At 72.1% G+C, this 16,815-nt stretch carries 18 protein-coding genes and 1 riboswitch; of the genes, 2 read left to right on the top strand and 16 right to left on the bottom strand.

Annotation, left to right across the window (positions count from 1 at the left end; all coding sequences use genetic code 11):
• Window positions 1-3 precede the first annotated feature (3 nt).
• The 8 genes from JOM49_RS29990 to JOM49_RS30025 form a co-directional block, all read right to left on the bottom strand.
• Window positions 4-258 carry an acyl carrier protein gene (locus JOM49_RS29990; RefSeq protein WP_209667537.1) on the bottom strand — a complete coding sequence of 85 codons (255 nt, stop codon included), beginning with the start codon at window positions 256-258 and terminating at the stop codon, window positions 4-6.
• A complete protein-coding gene (locus tag JOM49_RS29995) occupies window positions 252-1,493 on the bottom strand; it encodes a ketosynthase chain-length factor (RefSeq protein WP_209667538.1) in 1,242 nt (413 codons plus the stop codon). The genes JOM49_RS29990 and JOM49_RS29995 overlap by 7 nt, the downstream gene beginning before the upstream one ends.
• Entirely contained in the window at window positions 1,490-2,749 is a 1,260-nt protein-coding gene (locus JOM49_RS30000; RefSeq protein WP_209667539.1) for a beta-ketoacyl-[acyl-carrier-protein] synthase family protein, read from the bottom strand. Before JOM49_RS30000 ends, JOM49_RS29995 begins: the two co-directional genes overlap by 4 nt.
• On the bottom strand, window positions 2,746-3,093 hold the full coding sequence (locus tag JOM49_RS30005) for a TcmI family type II polyketide cyclase (RefSeq protein ID WP_209667540.1): 348 nt from the start codon (window positions 3,091-3,093) through the stop codon (window positions 2,746-2,748). The genes JOM49_RS30000 and JOM49_RS30005 overlap by 4 nt, the downstream gene beginning before the upstream one ends.
• Window positions 3,090-4,556 carry an FAD-dependent monooxygenase gene (locus tag JOM49_RS30010; RefSeq protein WP_209667541.1) on the bottom strand — a complete coding sequence of 489 codons (1,467 nt, stop codon included), beginning with the start codon at window positions 4,554-4,556 and terminating at the stop codon, window positions 3,090-3,092. Before JOM49_RS30010 ends, JOM49_RS30005 begins: the two co-directional genes overlap by 4 nt.
• Window positions 4,553-5,527: a phytoene/squalene synthase family protein gene (locus tag JOM49_RS30015; RefSeq protein ID WP_209667542.1), complete on the bottom strand. Its 975-nt coding sequence runs from the start codon at window positions 5,525-5,527 to the stop codon at window positions 4,553-4,555. The genes JOM49_RS30010 and JOM49_RS30015 overlap by 4 nt, the downstream gene beginning before the upstream one ends.
• Window positions 5,524-6,594: a hypothetical protein gene (locus JOM49_RS30020; protein WP_209667543.1), complete on the bottom strand. Its 1,071-nt coding sequence runs from the start codon at window positions 6,592-6,594 to the stop codon at window positions 5,524-5,526. Before JOM49_RS30020 ends, JOM49_RS30015 begins: the two co-directional genes overlap by 4 nt.
• Before the next feature lie 153 nt (window positions 6,595-6,747).
• Complete coding sequence (locus JOM49_RS30025) at window positions 6,748-7,233, bottom strand: nuclear transport factor 2 family protein (protein ID WP_209667544.1); 486 nt, start codon at window positions 7,231-7,233, stop codon at window positions 6,748-6,750.
• Window positions 7,234-7,434: 201 nt separating this feature from the next.
• Between JOM49_RS30025 and JOM49_RS30030 the strand changes: the two genes are divergently transcribed.
• A complete protein-coding gene (locus tag JOM49_RS30030; protein ID WP_209667545.1) occupies window positions 7,435-8,118 on the top strand; it encodes a response regulator transcription factor in 684 nt (227 codons plus the stop codon).
• 118 nt (window positions 8,119-8,236) lie between these two features.
• Here the strand turns inward: JOM49_RS30030 and JOM49_RS30035 are convergent, their stop codons facing one another.
• The 6 genes from JOM49_RS30035 to JOM49_RS30060 form a co-directional block, all read right to left on the bottom strand.
• Window positions 8,237-9,496 carry an FAD-dependent monooxygenase gene (locus JOM49_RS30035; RefSeq protein WP_209667546.1) on the bottom strand — a complete coding sequence of 420 codons (1,260 nt, stop codon included), beginning with the start codon at window positions 9,494-9,496 and terminating at the stop codon, window positions 8,237-8,239.
• Between the two features lie 119 nt (window positions 9,497-9,615).
• Entirely contained in the window at window positions 9,616-10,146 is a 531-nt protein-coding gene (locus JOM49_RS30040) for a hypothetical protein (RefSeq protein ID WP_209667547.1), read from the bottom strand.
• 390 nt (window positions 10,147-10,536) lie between these two features.
• Window positions 10,537-11,457, bottom strand: coding sequence for an NADP-dependent oxidoreductase (locus tag JOM49_RS30045; RefSeq protein ID WP_209667548.1), 921 nt, complete (start codon window positions 11,455-11,457; stop codon window positions 10,537-10,539).
• A gap of 39 nt (window positions 11,458-11,496) precedes the next feature.
• A complete protein-coding gene (locus tag JOM49_RS30050) occupies window positions 11,497-12,390 on the bottom strand; it encodes a DUF5829 family protein (RefSeq protein ID WP_245369528.1) in 894 nt (297 codons plus the stop codon).
• A 46-nt stretch (window positions 12,391-12,436) separates the two neighbouring features.
• On the bottom strand, window positions 12,437-13,084 hold the full coding sequence (locus JOM49_RS30055; RefSeq protein ID WP_209667550.1) for a CatB-related O-acetyltransferase: 648 nt from the start codon (window positions 13,082-13,084) through the stop codon (window positions 12,437-12,439).
• Between the two features lie 56 nt (window positions 13,085-13,140).
• Entirely contained in the window at window positions 13,141-13,740 is a 600-nt protein-coding gene (locus JOM49_RS30060) for a TetR/AcrR family transcriptional regulator (protein ID WP_209667551.1), read from the bottom strand.
• Between the two features lie 49 nt (window positions 13,741-13,789).
• On the opposite strand from JOM49_RS30060, the gene JOM49_RS30065 reads away from it, so the two are divergent.
• Window positions 13,790-14,545, top strand: a complete 756-nt coding sequence (locus JOM49_RS30065) for a class I SAM-dependent methyltransferase (RefSeq protein WP_209667552.1) — start codon at window positions 13,790-13,792, stop codon at window positions 14,543-14,545.
• Here JOM49_RS30065 and JOM49_RS30070 read toward each other — a convergent pair.
• Window positions 14,542-15,582 carry a FecCD family ABC transporter permease gene (locus JOM49_RS30070; protein ID WP_282773540.1) on the bottom strand — a complete coding sequence of 347 codons (1,041 nt, stop codon included), beginning with the start codon at window positions 15,580-15,582 and terminating at the stop codon, window positions 14,542-14,544. The genes JOM49_RS30065 and JOM49_RS30070 overlap by 4 nt on opposite strands.
• Window positions 15,579-16,568: an ABC transporter substrate-binding protein gene (locus tag JOM49_RS30075; RefSeq protein ID WP_209667553.1), complete on the bottom strand. Its 990-nt coding sequence runs from the start codon at window positions 16,566-16,568 to the stop codon at window positions 15,579-15,581. The genes JOM49_RS30070 and JOM49_RS30075 overlap by 4 nt, the downstream gene beginning before the upstream one ends.
• 53 nt (window positions 16,569-16,621) lie before the next feature.
• A riboswitch (cobalamin riboswitch) is annotated at window positions 16,622-16,808 on the bottom strand.
• Window positions 16,809-16,815 lie beyond the last annotated feature (7 nt).

The raw sequence follows: 16,815 nt of genomic DNA on the forward strand, positions 1-16,815 counted from the left end.
CGCTCAGCCCGCCCGCAGGACGTTGGCGTCGTTGACCAGTCCGAGCAGCTCGCGCGGGGTCCGCACGGTGGTCACCGCGTCGTCGTCGAGGCGCACCCCGTGGTCGCGGCCGATCCGGGCGACGGTCTCGATCAGCGCGATCGAGTCGTAGCCGAGCGCCTCGAAGCCGGTGTCGAGGATGTCGCCGTCGAGGTCGACGTCCTCGTCCGCGCCGGCGCTTTCGCGCAGCAGGTGCCTGAGTTGGTCCAGGGTCAGCATGGTCTTCCGGTCTCCTCGTCCTGTTTCCGGTCGCGCAGCACCACCGCCGAGTTGAACCCGCCCGCACCTCGGGCGAGCACCACCACCGTGCGCAGGTCGGCGGTTCTCGGGTGGCCGGTCACCAGATCGATCCGGTGCCCGGCGTCGGGGCGCACGTTGGCCGTCACCGGCAGCACGCCGTCCCGCAGGGACAGCAGCGCGGTCGCCACGTCGAGCGAACCGCCGCCCGCGGCCAGGCGGCCGGTGAGGGTCTTGGGCGCGGTCACCGGCACCGCGTGGGCGCCGAAGACCGCGGTGATCGCGTCGGCCTCGGCGCGGTCCTCGGCCGGGATCGCGGCGGCGTCGGCGAACACCGCGTCCACCTCGCCCGGCTCGACCCCGGCATCGCGCAGCGCGTTCTCGATCGCCCGGCGCAAGGCGGGCGGGCGGCCGCGCTCGGGCGGTGGGTCGAAGGTCGCCGCGTACCCGGCCAGTTCGCCGTAGACGGTCGGCGCGCCACGCTCGATGGCCGAAGTTTCGTCCTCCAGCACCAGGATCGCGCCGCCTTCGCCCGGCACGTGCCCGGCGGCCCTGGCATCGAAGGGCAGGTAGGCCGTGCCCGGATCGGTGCCCGTGCTCACCCGGCCGCCCGCGGACAACGCCACCCAGCCCCACGGGCACAACGCCCCGTCGACCGCGCCCGAGACCATCACCCGGCTGCCGCGGCGCAACCGGCGCCGGGCCTCGCCGAGCGCGTCGAGCCCGCCCGCCTGCTCGGTGACCACCACCCCGCCCGGCCCCTTCAGGCCGTGGCGGATGGAGATCTGCCCGGTGTTGACCGCGTAGAACCAGGCGAACGACTGGTAGGCGCTGACGTGGTCGCTGCCATGGCGCCACAGCTTCTGCAGTTCGCGCTGCCCGAATTCGAACCCGCCCGCCGAACTCGCGGTGACCACGCCCAGTTCGCTGTCCGGGAGTTCGCCCGGCCGGATCCCGGCGTCGGCCAGTGCCCAGCCCGCGGCGACCAGCGCGAGGCGGGTCATGTGGTCGGTCTGCGGCAGCAGCCTGCCCGGCAGGTGGTCGGCGGCCTCGAACCCGGGCACCTCACCGGCCAGGCTCGCCGGATAGCCCGACGCGTCGAACCGGCGCACCGGGCCGATCCCGCCGCGGCCCTCGAGCGTGGCCGTCCAGTAGTCCTCGGTGCCGAGGCCGTTGGGCGCGGTCACGCCGATGCCGGTGAACACCGCGGCGCTCATGCGGCCACCTGCCGCAGCACCACCGCGCTCTGGAACCCGCCGAACCCGCTGCCGACGCTGAGCACGGTGTCGGTGCGCCACGGCCGGGCGGTCAGCGGCACGTAGTCGAGATCGCATTCGGGGTCGGGCTCGTGCAGGTTCGCCGTCGGCGGCACCAGGTCGTGCCGGATCGCCAGCACCGACGCGGCGATCTCCAGCGCGCCGATCGCGCCGAGGGAGTGCCCGATCATCGACTTGATCGAGCTGACCGGGATTCGGTGCGCGTGCTCGCCGAGCGCCCGCTTGAACGCCGCCGTCTCGTGCCGGTCGTTCTGCCGGGTGCCCGAACCGTGCGCGTTGACGTAGTCGACCTCCTCGGCGCCGATCCGCGCTTCGGCCAGGGCCGCTTCGATCGCCCCGGTCATCTCGGTGCCGTCCGGGCGCAGGCCGGTCATGTGGAAGGCGTTGCACCGCGTCCCGTACCCGGCGAACTCGGCGTGCACCACCGCGCCGCGTTTCCGGGCGTGTGCCAGGCTTTCCAGCACGAACACCGCCGAACCTTCGCCGAGCACGAACCCGTTGCGGGTGGCGTCGAAAGGACGGGAGGCGTGCGCCGGGTCGTCGTTGCGCGGGGTGGTCGCCTTGAGCGCGTCGAAGCAGGCCACCGTGATCGGCGAGATCGGCGCGTCGGTGGCGCCCGCGATGACCACCTCGGCCGAGCCTTCGCGGATCAGCCCGGCCGCGTGCGCGACCGCGTCGAGACCGGAGGTGCAGCCGGTGGAGACCACCGCGACCGGGCCCTCCGCGCCGAACTCGACGGCCAGTTCCGCGGCGAACGAACTCGGCACCAGGAAGTTGTGCAGGTGCCGGACGGCGTGCTCGTGGTCGACCTCGAACAGCCTGCCCTCGTCGCTGACCACCCGGTACTCCGCTTCGAGCCCGGTGGTGGCGCCGACCGCGGTGCCCAGGGTGACGCCGAGGCGGCCCGGGTCGAGCGCGTCCAGGTCGAGCCCGCTGTCCGCGACCGCTTCCCCGGCCGCGACCAGCGCGAGTTGCGCGGCGCGGTCCATCCGGCGCACCTGCCGCGAGGAGAGCCCGGCCGCGGCCGGGTCGAAGTCGATCTCGGCCGCCGTCCTCGACCGGAAGGGGGCCGGGTCGAACGCGCTGATCAGCCGGGTCGCCGTGCGGCCTTCGCTGAGCAGGTCCCAGAACGGCCCGGTACCCGTGCCGCCGGGCGCGAGCACGCCGATACCGGTGATCACCACCCGTTCGCTCATCCGCCCTGCTCCGCCGACCAGTGGTAGAAGCGCTCGGCCATGGCGTCCTTCGGCGACCGCCAGGTTTCCGGGTCGTAAGCGGTGATGAACGGCTTGAGGTCGGCGCTGATCCGGACGAACTCCGCCCGGCCCTTGGCCGCCTCGATCCGCTCGGCGCCTTCGCCGCCGTCGAAGTCCTGGAGGTGGAAGTACAGGCCGCGGTAGTGGAACAACTGCCGTCGCCGGGTGCCCATCAGCCCCGGCATCCCGCCCTGGTCGAATTCGGCGAAGAGCCCGGCGACGTCGGCGCTCGACGCCGCGTCCATCCGCGCCACGATCAGCGTGCTGTGGCGGTCCGCGCTCATCGGGTCACCCCCGCCGCGATCTGCTGGGGCACGCCGAACCAGCGCCCGAGTTCCGCTTCGAGGTCCGTGGTCCCGGTCCAGGCCACGTACCCGTCGGGACGCAGCAGCACCGCGTCCAGGCCTTCGGGCCAGCCGGACGGGGTGTGCGCGAGCGGCCCGGCGACCACGTGGTCCACGCGATCGGCCCACCGCGCGGCGGCCGCGGCGCACTCGGCCGAGCCGGTGCGGTCGAGCAGCACCCCGCGGCCCGCGTGGAGCAGCTCCGACACCGTGATCCGGTGGTCGAGCGGCACGTCCGGCATCCGCCTGCCCAGCGGCGGCGCGCCGGCGCCGAGGTCGTAGCGGATGTCCAGGCCGCTGACCATGCCCACCAGGTGGCGGGCGGCGTCGGGGATCGCCATCAGCTCGGCCATGATCGCGCGCAGCGGGTCGACCTCCTCGCCGCTGAGGTAGAGCAGGCCCTGGGCCAGGGTGTTCCGCAGGACGCGGGCGCCGACGGGGTGCCGTTCGGCGTGATAGGTGTCGAGCAGGCCGTCCGGCGCGGTCCCGCGCACGGTCGCCGCGAGCTTCCAGCCGAGGTTCACCGCGTCCTGGACGCCGAGGCTGAGCCCCTGCCCGCCCGCGGGCAGGTGGATGTGCGCCGCGTCGCCCGCGAGCAGCACCCGGCCCTTGCGGTAGGTGCTGACCTGGCGGGTGGCGTCGGTGAACCGGCTGTGCCAGCGGACCTCGGCGTCGTGCAGGCGCTGCCCGGTCAGCTCCTGCCAGCGGTCGGCGATCTCGGCGAAGGACGGCTCGTCCTCGCGCGGCGACAGGCCCAGCGGGCAGACGATGATCCGGTCCACCCCGTCTCCCAGCGGCGCGGCCATCACCATGCCACCGGCCACGCGTTCGCCGATGAAGCGCGGGCGGATGTCGCAGCCCACCACGTCGGCCAGGTACATCTCCCTGGTCGCGTCGGTGCCGGGGAAGTCGAACCCGGCCAGGCCGCGGATCGTGCTCCGGCCGCCGTCGCAGCCGACCACGTACGTGGCGGAGAACTCGGTCCGGCCGTCCGGTCCGTCGGCGAGCACGGTCACGCCGTCACCGGTGTCGGCCAGCCCGGCGACGGTGTGCCCGCGCAGGATCCGCGCACCGAGCTCGCTCGCCCACTGCTCCAGCACCGCCTCGACCTGGTGCTGGGGAATGCCGCGGGCGCCGAAGTGCGCGCCGTCCAGCACGCCGAAGTCCAGCGGGATGCCGCCGAAATGGCCCTGCGCGGCGGTTTCGACCACGCCGAACCGGCTGAGCAGGCCGCGCTGGGCGAACACCTCGGTGGCCCGCGCGGTGAACCCGAGCCCCCGCGACTGTCCACTCGGCACGGACAGCGCCTCGAGCACGACCACCTCGGCGCCACCCAGCCGGAGTTCACCGGCCAGCATCAGCCCGACCGGGCCGGCGCCCACCACGAGCACCTCGTGCTTCACCACTGGTATCCCTTCCGTCCGAGCGCCGCCCTGGCGATGTCGTGATAGGTGCGCCCGAGCGCCCTGGCCTTGAACGAGGCCGGGGTGCGGTACCCGGGCGCCAGGTGCGCGACCGGGTCCTGTTCCAGCGCGACCAGCCGCAGTTCGTTGAGCGCGAACTCCCACTCGATGAAGGTGCGGGAGGCGACCGGCAGCAGGTCCGGCCACGACCGGGCCAGGTCGAAGCTCTTCCGGATCCGGCGCACCTCGGTGGCCAGCAGTTCGCGCAACGCCGGGTGGAACCGCCCGCCGCGCAGCCGGGCTTCGAGTTCCGCGCGGGTGAGCCCGGCCGCCGCCAGGCTGTCCAGCGGCAGGTAGAGGCACCCGAGTTCGAGGTCCTCCCGCAGGTCCCAGAGGAAGTCGATCATCTGGAACGAGGTGGTGGCGTGGCGGCACAGCGCCGCCGCCTCTTCGCTTTCGTTGCCCAGCAGGCGGTTCGCCCACATCGCGGGCATCAGCGTCACCGTGTCGATGAACTCCTGGAGGTCCGCGCGGGTGCGGTACTCCGTGGCGGTCAGCGTGTTCCGCTGGCCCTGCACCCACCGCGGCACCTCGTCGAGCGGCAGGTCCCAGGTGCGCATCAGGTGCACGAAGGCACGGGCGATGGCGTTGTCGGCCTCTTCGTCCACCGAGGACGCCTCGGTCAGGGGTTCGTCCTTGACCGCCGCCGAGAACGCCGACTCCCACTCCGCCAGGCGCCGGTCGCGGATCTCCACGCTGTGCTCACGGACGTCGACGATGTCGTCGACGTAGGTGATGAAGGCGAACAGCACCTCGAAGTAGGGGCGGTTCGACGGCGGGAACATGAACCGGATCGCCGTGCCGGAGCCGCGGGTCCTGGCCTGGGCTCGGAGCAGGTCGCTCGCCTTGCGGTAGGCGTCGCGGTCCGCCTGGTCGCTGATGCCCGCCGCGTCGAGTTCGGTGTCCTTCACCGCGCGCCTCCGATTTCGGCAGGCTGCGAAAGCCGGAGCGCGCTCGCCGCGAACAGGGTGGACAGCACGCGGGAGCCGAAGTAGACCGGGAACCGCCCGAGCCGGTAGTACGGTGAGGCGGGCCAGGCGCCGTCCTGGTCCTGTTGTCCGGCGAGCAGTCTGCGGCGGTCCGCCTGTCCGTTGTGGACGCCGATGTTCACCGCGGTGATCGTGCGCAGCGCCACGTTGATCGACCGGTCCCGGTCCGCGCCGCGGTCGGCTTCCAGCGCACGCAGGGCGTCGGCCAGCGGGCCCGCCATCAGCTCCCGGCAGTCGCTGAACCGCCCGGCCAGCCGGGACGCCGAATGCAGGAACGCCTCGGGGTACGGGTAGTAGCGGCTGCCTTCGAGGTAGGCACCCGAGCTCAGGTGCTCCACCACGTAGCGCTGGGTCGCGTCGATCACCTCGTCCGCCCGCACCAGCCCCTGCCTGCCCGCCTCTTTGAGTACACAAAGGACGTTCGCGCAGACCACCGGGTCGTGCTTGCGGCCGCGGACCAGCCTGCCGTCGTCCCAGTACACGGTGACCACCCCGGGCAGCGCCGGGATCGGGGCCTCCTCCTCCGGGGGCGCCGCGGCGCGGAGCAGCTCGTTCGCGAACGCGGCGAGTTCACCGCCCGACAGCAGTTCCTTCTCGAGCAGGCCCTGCGCGGCGACGGCCGTGCAGTCGGTGTCGGCCGGGAAGCTGCCCTCGTCGGCGAACAACCGGACCCGGTGCCCGGCGCGGCCGCGCTCGAGCAGCCTGGCGAAACTGGCCGCCAGCACGTCCTCCTCCGGCGGCAGCAGCGACAACCCGAGGATCACCGTCGACAGGTCGTCGCCGAAGTCGAACCCGGCGTCGACCCCCAGTTCACCCCGGATCGCCGCGCGGGCGTCGGTGATCCGGTGCGACCGGGTGAACGAGGGGTCGAACGAGACCCGCGACAGCATCCGGTCCTCGTCGTCGGCACAGTCCACACAGGACCGGATGAACGCCAGGGCACGGTCGAGCGCCGACGCGGCGGTCGCCGTCGGTTCCGCTGCCCGCATGGGCATGACTTTTTCGCGCAGGTTCATGCGTTGACTTCCCGGCTTCGATTTCCACGGATATCCCCGGCAGGGCCGTGGCGGTTGCCCTCAATTCTCCCCGGCGCCGGAATGCCCGGTCAACGAACGCGGGTTCAGGTATTCGACAATTCCGGGTCAGGCATTCGGCAAACCGCCGCCGGTGAACACCTCCGGCAATTCCGCGGCACCGCCGACCCACACCGGGTGGAACTCCAGCACGCGGAATCGCCAGCCGTCCGGCCCCCGCACCGCCTCGGCGTCGTAGTAGCCGCCGAGCATGAAGTGCGTGTCCGGCCGGGCGGCTTCCGGCACGTGCACGGCGACCAGGTGCGCCCGCACCCTGGCCACGTCGCCGTCCGGTTCGACCAGCACGGTGGACCCGGTGTGCAGCGTCTTTTCGAAGCGGTGACGGCCATGCGCGTGGAATTCGGCCACCCCGGCGAGGCCGTGGAACTCCCCGAGCGGGAACACCGCGCGCACGTCCTCGGTGAACACCCGCGCACACCAGTCTTCGTCCTCGCGGCGGTCCATCGAGACCAGGTAGCGATCGGCCAGCTCACGCAGTTCCAGGCGGTCGGCCAGCTCCTGGTCGCGGGCCCCGCCGGGCACGGGCAGCGTCATTTCAGCCTCCACGGGCGAAAAAAGGGGATGGATTCCGAGCAGGCTGGCACGGGCGCGGCGACCGGTCAACGGACCTGCCGAATCCTTGTGTCAGGTCTTCGCAAAAGATCCGGCCGACCAGCGCGTACACCCGAGTGGGGGGTTCCACGGTTCTGCTAGTGTCCGAAAAAGTAACCACAACTGCGATCCACTGGGGGATCTGTGGCGCGGATTCTGTTCACCGACGACGATCCGGACCGGACGGTCCGGATCGTCCCGAGCCTGCGGCAGCGCGGGTTCGAAGTATCCAAAGTAGACGACGAGTCGGCGGTGGTGGCCTGGGCGCCGTTCGCCGACGTGGTGGTGCTCGATCTGGACCTGCCCGCGCTGAACGGGTACGAGGCGTGCCGCCGCATCCGCGCGGCCTGCGGGGTGCCGATCATCGGCACCGCCGAGCACGACTCGGACCTCGAGCGCGTGCTCGGGTTGTGCAGCGGGCTCAGCGCCTTCCTGCCCAAGCCGTTCGACGACCGGCAGCTGCTGCAGCGCATCCACTCCGCGGTCGGGCGTGGCGGGCCGAGGCCGGACGAGATCGCCTACGGGCCGCTGCGGATCACCCCGCAGAGCCGGGAGGTGCGGGTGGGTGAGCGGCAGGTCGAACTGACGAGGAAGGAGTTCGACCTGCTGCACCTGCTCGCCGCGGAGCCGGGCCGGGTCTTCACCCGGCGCGAGATCATGTACGTGGTGTGGAACGACGAATGGGCCCGGTCCAGCCGCACCATCGACACCCATGTGAGCAGCCTGCGCGGCAAGCTCGGCATGGCCTCGGTGGTCCACACCGTGCGGGGCGTCGGGTTCCGGATCGGGCTCGCCGAGCAACTCCGGTCCTGGTCCGTCTCCGCCTGACCCGGTGGCCCCGGCCCACCGCGGCCGGGGCCACCGGGTCGGTGGCGGGCTTCGTCCGGCACGTCAGCCTCCAGATCGGCGCAGGTGAGTGAGGGAGCGAACCTGCCAGGCGCCGGTGTCATTTCGCTGTCAGCGCCGGCTCGGCCTCCCGGCCGATCGGCGCGCTGATGTCCAGTGACTTCATCCGCTGCGACTTCGCCGCGGTGGTGTCCAGCACCCACCGGTGGAAACCCCCGGTCCGTGGTGACTTCAGTCCGCACAGCACGGTCGAGCGGACGGCCCGCTGGAACCGGCTCGCCGGGGTGAAGAACTGCCGCTGCCGGAGCGCTTCCCGCTGGTGGTAGGTGACGAACGGGCGCAACCGGCGCTCCCACTCCCCCAGCGCGAGGTCGAGGCGGCCGGGGTGGGCCGCCAGCAGGGTGCCGAGCAGGTGCGCGCCGGCCATGCCCGCGGACGCCCCCATGCCCGAGTAGAGCGTCATGCACCAGGCGGAGTCGCCCAGCAGGACCACCCGGCCGCGGTGCCAGCTCGTCAGCCGGATCTGCTCGGCGGAGTCGAACAGCGGCCGCTCGGCCCGCTCGAACTCGGTGAGCACCGCCTCCAGCAGCGCACCGGGCGGCTCCGGGCCGAAGGCGGCGCGCAGCCGGTCGATCGGCGGTGCGCCGAACTCCGCGGCCACGTCGCTGGTGCGGTAGGAGAACAACGCCGCCGGCGTGGTGCCGGTGAAGGGGAACAACCACATCGACCGGCCGACCTCGGCCAGCACGGCCCCGTCGCCGGGCCGGATGCCCGGCACCGGCTCGGCCAGCTTCACCGCGCCCACCATGTAGTTCAGCCGCCGCACCCGCGCCGGGCCGAAGACCAGCTCGCGCACCGCCGAGCGCACCCCGTCGGCCCCGACGACGAGGTCGAACCGCTCGGTGCGCGACCGGCCGGTCGCGGTGTCGCGCAGGGTCACCTCGACGCCGCCGTCATCCTGCTCGATCGCGACCGGCTCGGTGGCGTACCGGATCTCCACCTCCGGCGGCAGTGCCCGGAACGCCGCCGCCTCGACGTCACCACGCAGCAGCAGCCGCGGCGTCCCGGGCAGTTCGTGGAAGCCCACGCAGCGGCGGCCGCGGCCGGCGCGGTCCACCTCGTGGGTGCTGCCGGTGTGGCAGGCACGGTCGGTGAGGTCGCCGAGGAAGCCCAGCCGGGCCGCCGCCGCGGTGCCCGCGCCGAACAGGCCGATGAAGTACCCCTCCGTGCGGCGGCCCGGCGCGCGCTCGGCGAGCACCGGCTCCCAGCCGATGCCCCGCAGCCGGATCGCCGCGGAAAGGCCGCTGATGCCCAGGCCGACGACCAGCGCGCGACGACCGTTGTCGGTGTTGTTGATCACAACCCCCGTGCGAATGTGGAAAACTGTTTTCCGTTCACCTCCTTTCTAGTCACTCCGGTGAATGCGGTGAACCTGGTGAACTACAGATTTCCGTCAATTCTTCGCACGCCTGTCCGGTTTCACACCACACGCAACTCCATCAGGGCGGCTTCGGTGCCGGTGTCGCTTTCCCCGACCGGCTTCCACAGCCCGGCGGCCACGTCGTAGGTCTTGGACTGGCCGTTGGCCGCGGTGAGCTTCGCGCTCAGGTTCTTGTCGCCGCCGTAGATCAGGTAGACGCTCGGAACCTGCATGCTCAGGTAGCCGACCTTGCCGGCCGCGCGGAAGCAGACGTCGCCCGCCACCCGGCTTCTGAGCTGGATGAGCGTGTTCTCCCCGCAGTCGGCCAGCGTGATGTGCCCGTCACCGCGGCCGACGACGATCCCCCGCTCGGCCAGGATCTCTTCGGCTCCGGGGTGGAGGAAGTCCTCGACCAGGTGCGAGGGCGCGTCGGCCGCGGGCGCGGCCGCCGCTTCGATGACCGGCGTCGCGGACGGCGCCTCGGCACCGCCCGCGGTGCCGGCGAGACCGGCAGCCCCGGCCACCGAGGCGGTGGCCAGCACTGCGGTCAGCGCGACCTTGGCGGCGGCGGGCAGCTTGGGTGAAGGCATGGTTTTTTTCCTTCGCGACAAAGAGGGAAGAAGAGCGGACAACGGCCAGAATGCCACCGTCCACACCGAACTGGCGATAAGCCATTCGGCCGATTACCGGGGGGGTCGGTGCACTTTTCACTTCTCTGACATTCGACGCCTCGAAGGGCGCGCAAGGTGCGGCACGAAAATGGCGAGAGGGGAACCACCATGGAAAAGAGAACGAGGCACGCGAGATGCCCGGCGGCGACTACGGCGAGCCCTACTGGCACACCGCGCGCATCACCACCGGCGACAACTTCCGCTGACCCGCTTTCACTACGACCACGCCACCACCCCTGGAGCCGAACGCCTGCACGGTCACCAGGCCGTGACGGCGGCACCGCTTTCCCCGGTGCCGCCGGTCCTCGCTCAGACGGTGAGCACGATCTTGCCGCGCGTCCGGCCTTCCTGGCTGAGTTCCCACGCGCGCCTCGCTTCGGCCAGCGGCAGCTCGTGCTCGACGTGCACGGTCAGCTTGCCCTCGTCGGCGAGCCGCGCGAGTTCGGTGAGGCGCGCCGCGTCCGGGCGGGCCCAGAGCTGCTGGCCACCCAGTTCGATGGCGTCACCGTCGACGACGGACACCAGGCGGCCCGGGCTCCGGTGCACCCCGGCGGAATCGTGCACCGCACCACCACCGACGAAGTCGAGCACGACGTCCACCCCGTCCGGCGCGAGTTCCCGCACCCGGTCGGCCAGCCCGTCGCCGTAGGTGACCGGCTCCGCGCCCAGCGACCGCAGGAACTCGTGGTTGCGTTCGCTCGCCGTGCCGATCACCCGCGCGCCGCGTGCGACGGCGAGCTGGACCCCGACCGAGCCCACTCCCCCGGACGCGCCGTGCACAAGCACGGTGTCCCCGGCGCCGGCCTTCACCCGGTCGATCGACTGCAGCGAGGTCAGCCCGGCCAGCGGCAGCCCGGCCGCCTGCGCCCAGCTCAGCGACGCGGGCTTGCGGGCGAGCATCCGCACGCTGGCCGACACGCGCTCGGCGTAGGCGCCGAGGTGGGCCGAATCCTTGCGGATGTAGCCGTACACCTCGTCGCCCACGGCGAACTCCGGGACGTCCGGGCCGAGCGCGGCGACCACCCCGGCGACGTCCCAGCCAGGCACCAAGGGGAACCGGACCTCCATCAGCGGGTCCAGGTAACCGGCGCCCAGCTTCCAGTCCACCGGGTTGACCCCGGCGGCCCGCACCTCGATCAGCACCTCACCGGGGCCGACCTTCGGCTCGGGGTGTTCGGACAGGGTGAGCTGGTCTGGACCGCCGTATCCGGCCTGGGTGATCGCCTTCATGCCGCCATTCAACCCCGGTGGCGGTCACGGCGTTCCGTTCTACCGGGTGAACGTCCACACCGCGCGGGCGCCGGGGCCGACCACCAGTTCCGAGTGCCCGATCGGCTCGGTGTGCCGGTAGCCCACCGGGTGGTTCAGCGAGAACTCCACCTGGCGCAGGCCGGTTTCGGCGAGCGGCACGGCGTCGAACCGGAGCGTGGTCCCCCCGCCCTTGGCCACGACACCGCCCGGCACCGGCAGCACGGCGAACCCGCCCGCCCGCAGCAGCGGCACGGTGTTGTCGAGGTCCCGCTGGGTCACCGCGAGGTGGACGCCGGTGACGTCGCGCATGAGGTGCTCGCGGTAGCCGTCGTTCAGGTAGCGCTCGCGGCCGACGTCACCGGGGTAGTTCGCCGGCTCGGTGTTGCCGCGCGGGTCGGCGAAGTACTCCGACCGGTATTCCATGCCCCAGGCGCCGAAGCGGTCGTACTGGTCGGTGGTCAGCACGGCGTCGAACCACGGCACCGGGACGCCGTCGCCGAAGTCGCGGGTCTGGAGGAACTCGACCGGCTCGGTGACGCCCTGCTCGTGCAGGCGTTCCACCGCGGTGTCCAGATCGCCGTCCCGCTCGGCCGAGACCCCCATGCCGCCGGCGCCGAGTTCGCTGTCCTGGCCGGGCAGCTCGCCGGCGCCGAACAGTTCGAGGTAGGTCTCGCGGCCCAGCAGGTAGCGGCCGGTCCAGGTCTGCCCGCCGGCCCCGGTGCTGGTGCGCACCTCGAAGTTGGCGAACTCCCGGAGGTAGTCCGAATGCTCGATGGCGTCGGCGGTCTCGGTGTCGAGCACGCCGTACGCGTGGTTGTAGTACAGCAACTGCCCACTCGGCCCGGCCGCCGCGGCAGCCCCGGTGAGACCGATGGTGAGGCCTGCGGCGAGGGCCAGGGAAATCCGCGTCATCCGGCGAACCAGCATAGGTGTGATCATAGGATCACGGGGAAAACGATCACTCGGCTTTCGCTGGAGCCGCCGTCTCGAGCTGCTCGAGACTGCCGGACATGAGGGTGCGCACGTGCTCGGTCAGGTGCTCGAGCGGCCAGTCCCACCAGGCGATCGCGAGCAGCCGGTCGATCTCCTCCTGGTTGTACCGCGTGCGGATGAGCTTCCCCGGGTTCCCGCCGACGATCCCGTAGTCCGGCACGTCCGAGGTGACCACGGCACCCGAGGCGATGATCGCGCCGTGCCCGATCCGCACGCCGGGCATGACCGTCACGCCGTGGCCGAACCAGACGTCGTGGCCGACCACGGTGTCCCCGCGGGCGGGCAGCCCGGTGATCAGGTCGAAGTGCTCCGCCCACGAGCCGCCCATGATCGGGAACGGGAAGGTGGACGGGCCGTCCATCCGGTGGTTGGCGCCGTTCATGATGAACCGCACCCCGGTGCCCAGCGCGCAGAACCGGCCGATGACCAGTTTTTCCGGGCCGTAGTGGTAGAGCACGTTGCGGGTCTCGAACGCGGTGGGCTCGTCCGGGTCGTCGTAGTAGGTGAACTCCCCCACTTCGATCAGCGGCGATTTCACCAGCGGTTTGAGCAACACCACCCGTTCCTGGCCCGGCATCGGGTGGAGCAGCGTCGGATCGGCGGGCACGGGCATGCGGCGGCTTCCTCGCGGGTCGGGGGCTGTCCTCCCCCGGATCCTAGGTGGCCGCGTCAGCCGGATTCGGCGGGCGACAGGCCATTGAGGACAGTGGCGACCATGGCGTGGACGGCGTCCCGGTCCGGCGCGGGGCCGGTCCGGTCGGCGAAGAGCAGGTGGGCCGAGCCGATCAGCATGGGCGCGAGGCCTTCGACCGCGGCTTCCGGCGCGAGGCGGTTCCGCTCGCGTTCGGCGGCGAGGTAGGTCTCGATCATGCCCACGGCGTCGGTCAGCACCGGGATGCCCGCGGGCCAGGTGTCGCGCAGGCGCGCCCGCAGTTCGTCCCGGAAGGTCACCAGGGCGACGATCGACACCGCGACCGAGCCGAACAACGCGATCAGCGCGTCGGTCAGGTTGCCGGTCACCGAACCGGTGCCCACGGCTTCGCGCAGGGCCTCGGCCTGCGCGTCCATCCGGTGCACGCGGTCCAGCACGAACTCGGCGAGGAAGGCGTCGAAATCGTCGAAGTGCCGGTGCAGCACGCCTTTCGCGCACCCCGCCTCGGTGGTGACCGCGCGGCTGGTCAGCCCGCTGGGGCCGTCGCGCAGGAGCACGCGGTCGGCCGCTTCGAACAACTGCGCCCGCACCGCGCGCAGCGCTACCCCGGTCGGCATCCCGGCGTCCTCCTTGCTTGAGTGGGCGCTTGCCCACTAGGGTGGGCGCATGCCCACTATAGGTGAGTCGTTCGGCGTGGACGCCGAGCGCTACGACCGCACGCGTCCCGTCTACCCCGGCGCGCTGGTGGCGGACGTCGTCACGAGGAGCCCGGGCCGCGAAGTGCTCGACGTCGGCTGCGGCACCGGGATCGCCGCCCGCCAGTTCCAGGCGGCCGGGTGCACCGTGCTCGGCGTCGAACCGGACGAGCGGATGGCGCGGTTCGCCCGCGGCACCGGCATCGATGTCGAGGTGTCGACCTTCGAGGACTGGGCGCCCGGCGAGCGGCGGTTCGACGCGGTGATCGCGGCGCAGGCCTGGCACTGGGTCGACCCGGCCGCGGGCGTGGCCAAGGCGGCCCTGGTGCTGCGCCCCGGCGGCACGCTGGCCGTGTTCTGGCACGCTTTCGTCCCGCCGGCGGAGGTGAACGACGCCCTCGCGGCAGCCTACGAACGCGCGGTGCCCGACCCGCCGTTCGACCTGCGCAAGGTGAAGACCCACGGCTACGAGCCACTGGCCGACAAGGCCGCCGGCGACATCCGGGCCGCGGGTGGGTTCGCCACCCCGGAACACCGGCGGTACGAGTGGGACCAGCGCTACACCCGCGACGAATGGCTGGCGCTGACCTCCACCACGGGCGCGTTCACCCACCTCCCGCCGGAGCAGGCGGCCGCGGTGCTCGACGAGGTCGCCGCGGTGGTCGAGGACGAGTTCACCGTGCACTACTCCACCCTCGCAGTCACCGCTTCCCGCGCCGCTCGCTAACCGACGCGGGCCCGCGGTCGCGAGGTCCGGTACAGGATGACGACGAACGCGGGCACGCCGATGATCGAGGTGACCACCCCGACCGGCACCTCCTGCGGGTCGAGCGCGGTGCGCGCCAGCGTGTCCACCCAGACCAGGAACACCGCACCCGCCACCGCGGTCACCGGCAGCAGGCGGAGGTGCCCGGCACCGACGAGCGCCCTGGCCGCGTGCGGCAGCACCAGTCCGACGAAGCCGACCGCGCCTGCCGCGCTGACCAGTGCGGCGGTCAGCAACGCGGTGACGCACAGCAGCACGATCCGCGTGCGCCCCACCGAAACCCCCAGCGCGGCGGCCGTGTCCTGCCCGAGGGCGAACACGTCCAGCGTGCGGGCGTGCCCGAAACACACGCCCAGCGCCACGGCCAGCACCAGCGCGCCCACCGCGACCTCCGTCCAGGAAGCGCTGGCGAACGAGCCGAGCAGCCAGAACAGCACCCCGCGCGTGGTCTCGGCGTCGGCTGCGGTGAGCACGACGAACGAGGTGAGCGCGGAGAACAACTGCATGGCCGCGACACCGGAAAGCACCACGCGATCGGTGCTGCCGCCGAGCATCCGGCTCAGCACCAGCACGGACGCGAACGACAGCGCGGCACCGGCGAAGGCACCGGCGGACAACGACACCACCCCGCCGCCCACGCCGAGCACGACCACCAGCACGGCACCGGTCGACGCACCGGAGGACACACCCAGCACGAACGGGTCCGCCAGCGGATTGCGCAGCAGCGACTGCATCACCACCCCGCACACGGCGAGCCCGGCACCGCAGACCGCGGCCAGCAGCGCCCGCGGCAGCCGCAGGTGCCACACGATGCCGTCACGCAGCGGGCTGAGCACCGGCTCGCCGAGGCCGAGGTGCGCGAGCACGGTCGAATACACCTCGCCGATGCCGATCCCGGCCGGGCCGATGGTGATCACCACCGCGATCGAGAGCACGAGCACGCCGAGCCCCACCACGCAGAACCAGGCCACCTGCGACCCGGTGCGCGGCCGCTTCACCCGGCGAGCCCGAACTTCCGCAGCGCCTGCGCGACCTGCTCGGTGCCGTCCACGGTCCGGATCGACGGATTCATCGCCTGCCCGCTGAGCAATACGAAGCGCTTGTTCTTCACGGCTTCGAGGTTCTGGGTGACCGGGTGCGACTCGAGGAAGGCGATCTTGGCCTCACCGGTTTCCGCGGTCTGCGAGCGACGCGTGAGGTCGCCGAGCACGATCACCCGCGGATCGCGTTCGGCGACGGTCTCCCAGTTGATCTGCGGCCATTCCGCGTGGGTGTCGTCGAAGACGTTGCGCGCCCCGAGCGTGGTGGTGATGACGCCCGGCGCCCCGCAACACCCGGCCAGGTAAGGGGATTCGGCGTTGGCGAACCAGTAGAGCAGGCTGACGTCCTGCGCGTGCGTGGTCGCGCGGTCCATCCGCCCCTTCAGCTCGGTGATCAGCTGCTCGCCGCGTGGCTCCACCCCGAACAGGCTCGCCAGCTGGCGGATCTCGGTGTAGACGACCTCCATGGTCAGCGTCTCGGTGCGCACCCCGTCGCCGCCGGCTTCGTTGTCCTTGAGGCAGTCGGTCGGCGAGACGTAGGTCGGCACGCCGAGTTGCTCGAACTGCTCGCGCGTGGCCACGCCCCCCTGGCCGAGCGTGGAGACGAACGAGGCCGCCACGAAGTCCGGTTCGACGGCCAGCACCGCCTCGAAGGACGGGTTGTTCTCGGCCAGCCGGGGCACTTTCGCGTTGTCGGCGGCCAGCGCGGGCAGCACCGGGTCGGTCCAGGTGGCCGTGCCCGCCATCCGGTCGGCCAGGCCCAGCGAGAGCAGGATCTCCGCGCTGCCCTGGTTCAGCGCGACCGCGCGCTCGGGCGGCTTGGCCACGCTCACCCGGTGCCCGCAGTTCTCCGCGGTCCTGGTGGCGGGTGTTTCGGCGGGGTCCGGCGTGCACGCGGTGAGGAGCAGCGCGGCGGCGATCAGGGCGGAACGGAACTGGGGCACGGGCGATCCCTGCGTCGAGGGCCCGAACGCGGAGCCCAGCGGTCTGGTGGCCCCGGCGCGCCGGGGTGCCAGCAGGTCTTCGGACTCGGGGTCGTCCGGGCAGAACGCCTTCCCGGACCGGGGTCCAGTGGCCGTTGTCCTGCCCGTCGCCGCTCACCGCTGCGCGTCAGCTCCGGATTCCCACCGGATTCCCTGACCCACGCCCGGAGCGTGGGTGCGACTGGCGCGGGAGAACGTATCACGGGGC

The sequence above is a fragment of the Amycolatopsis magusensis genome, assembly GCF_017875555.1.
Taxonomy (GTDB): Bacteria; Actinomycetota; Actinomycetes; order Mycobacteriales; family Pseudonocardiaceae; genus Amycolatopsis; species Amycolatopsis magusensis.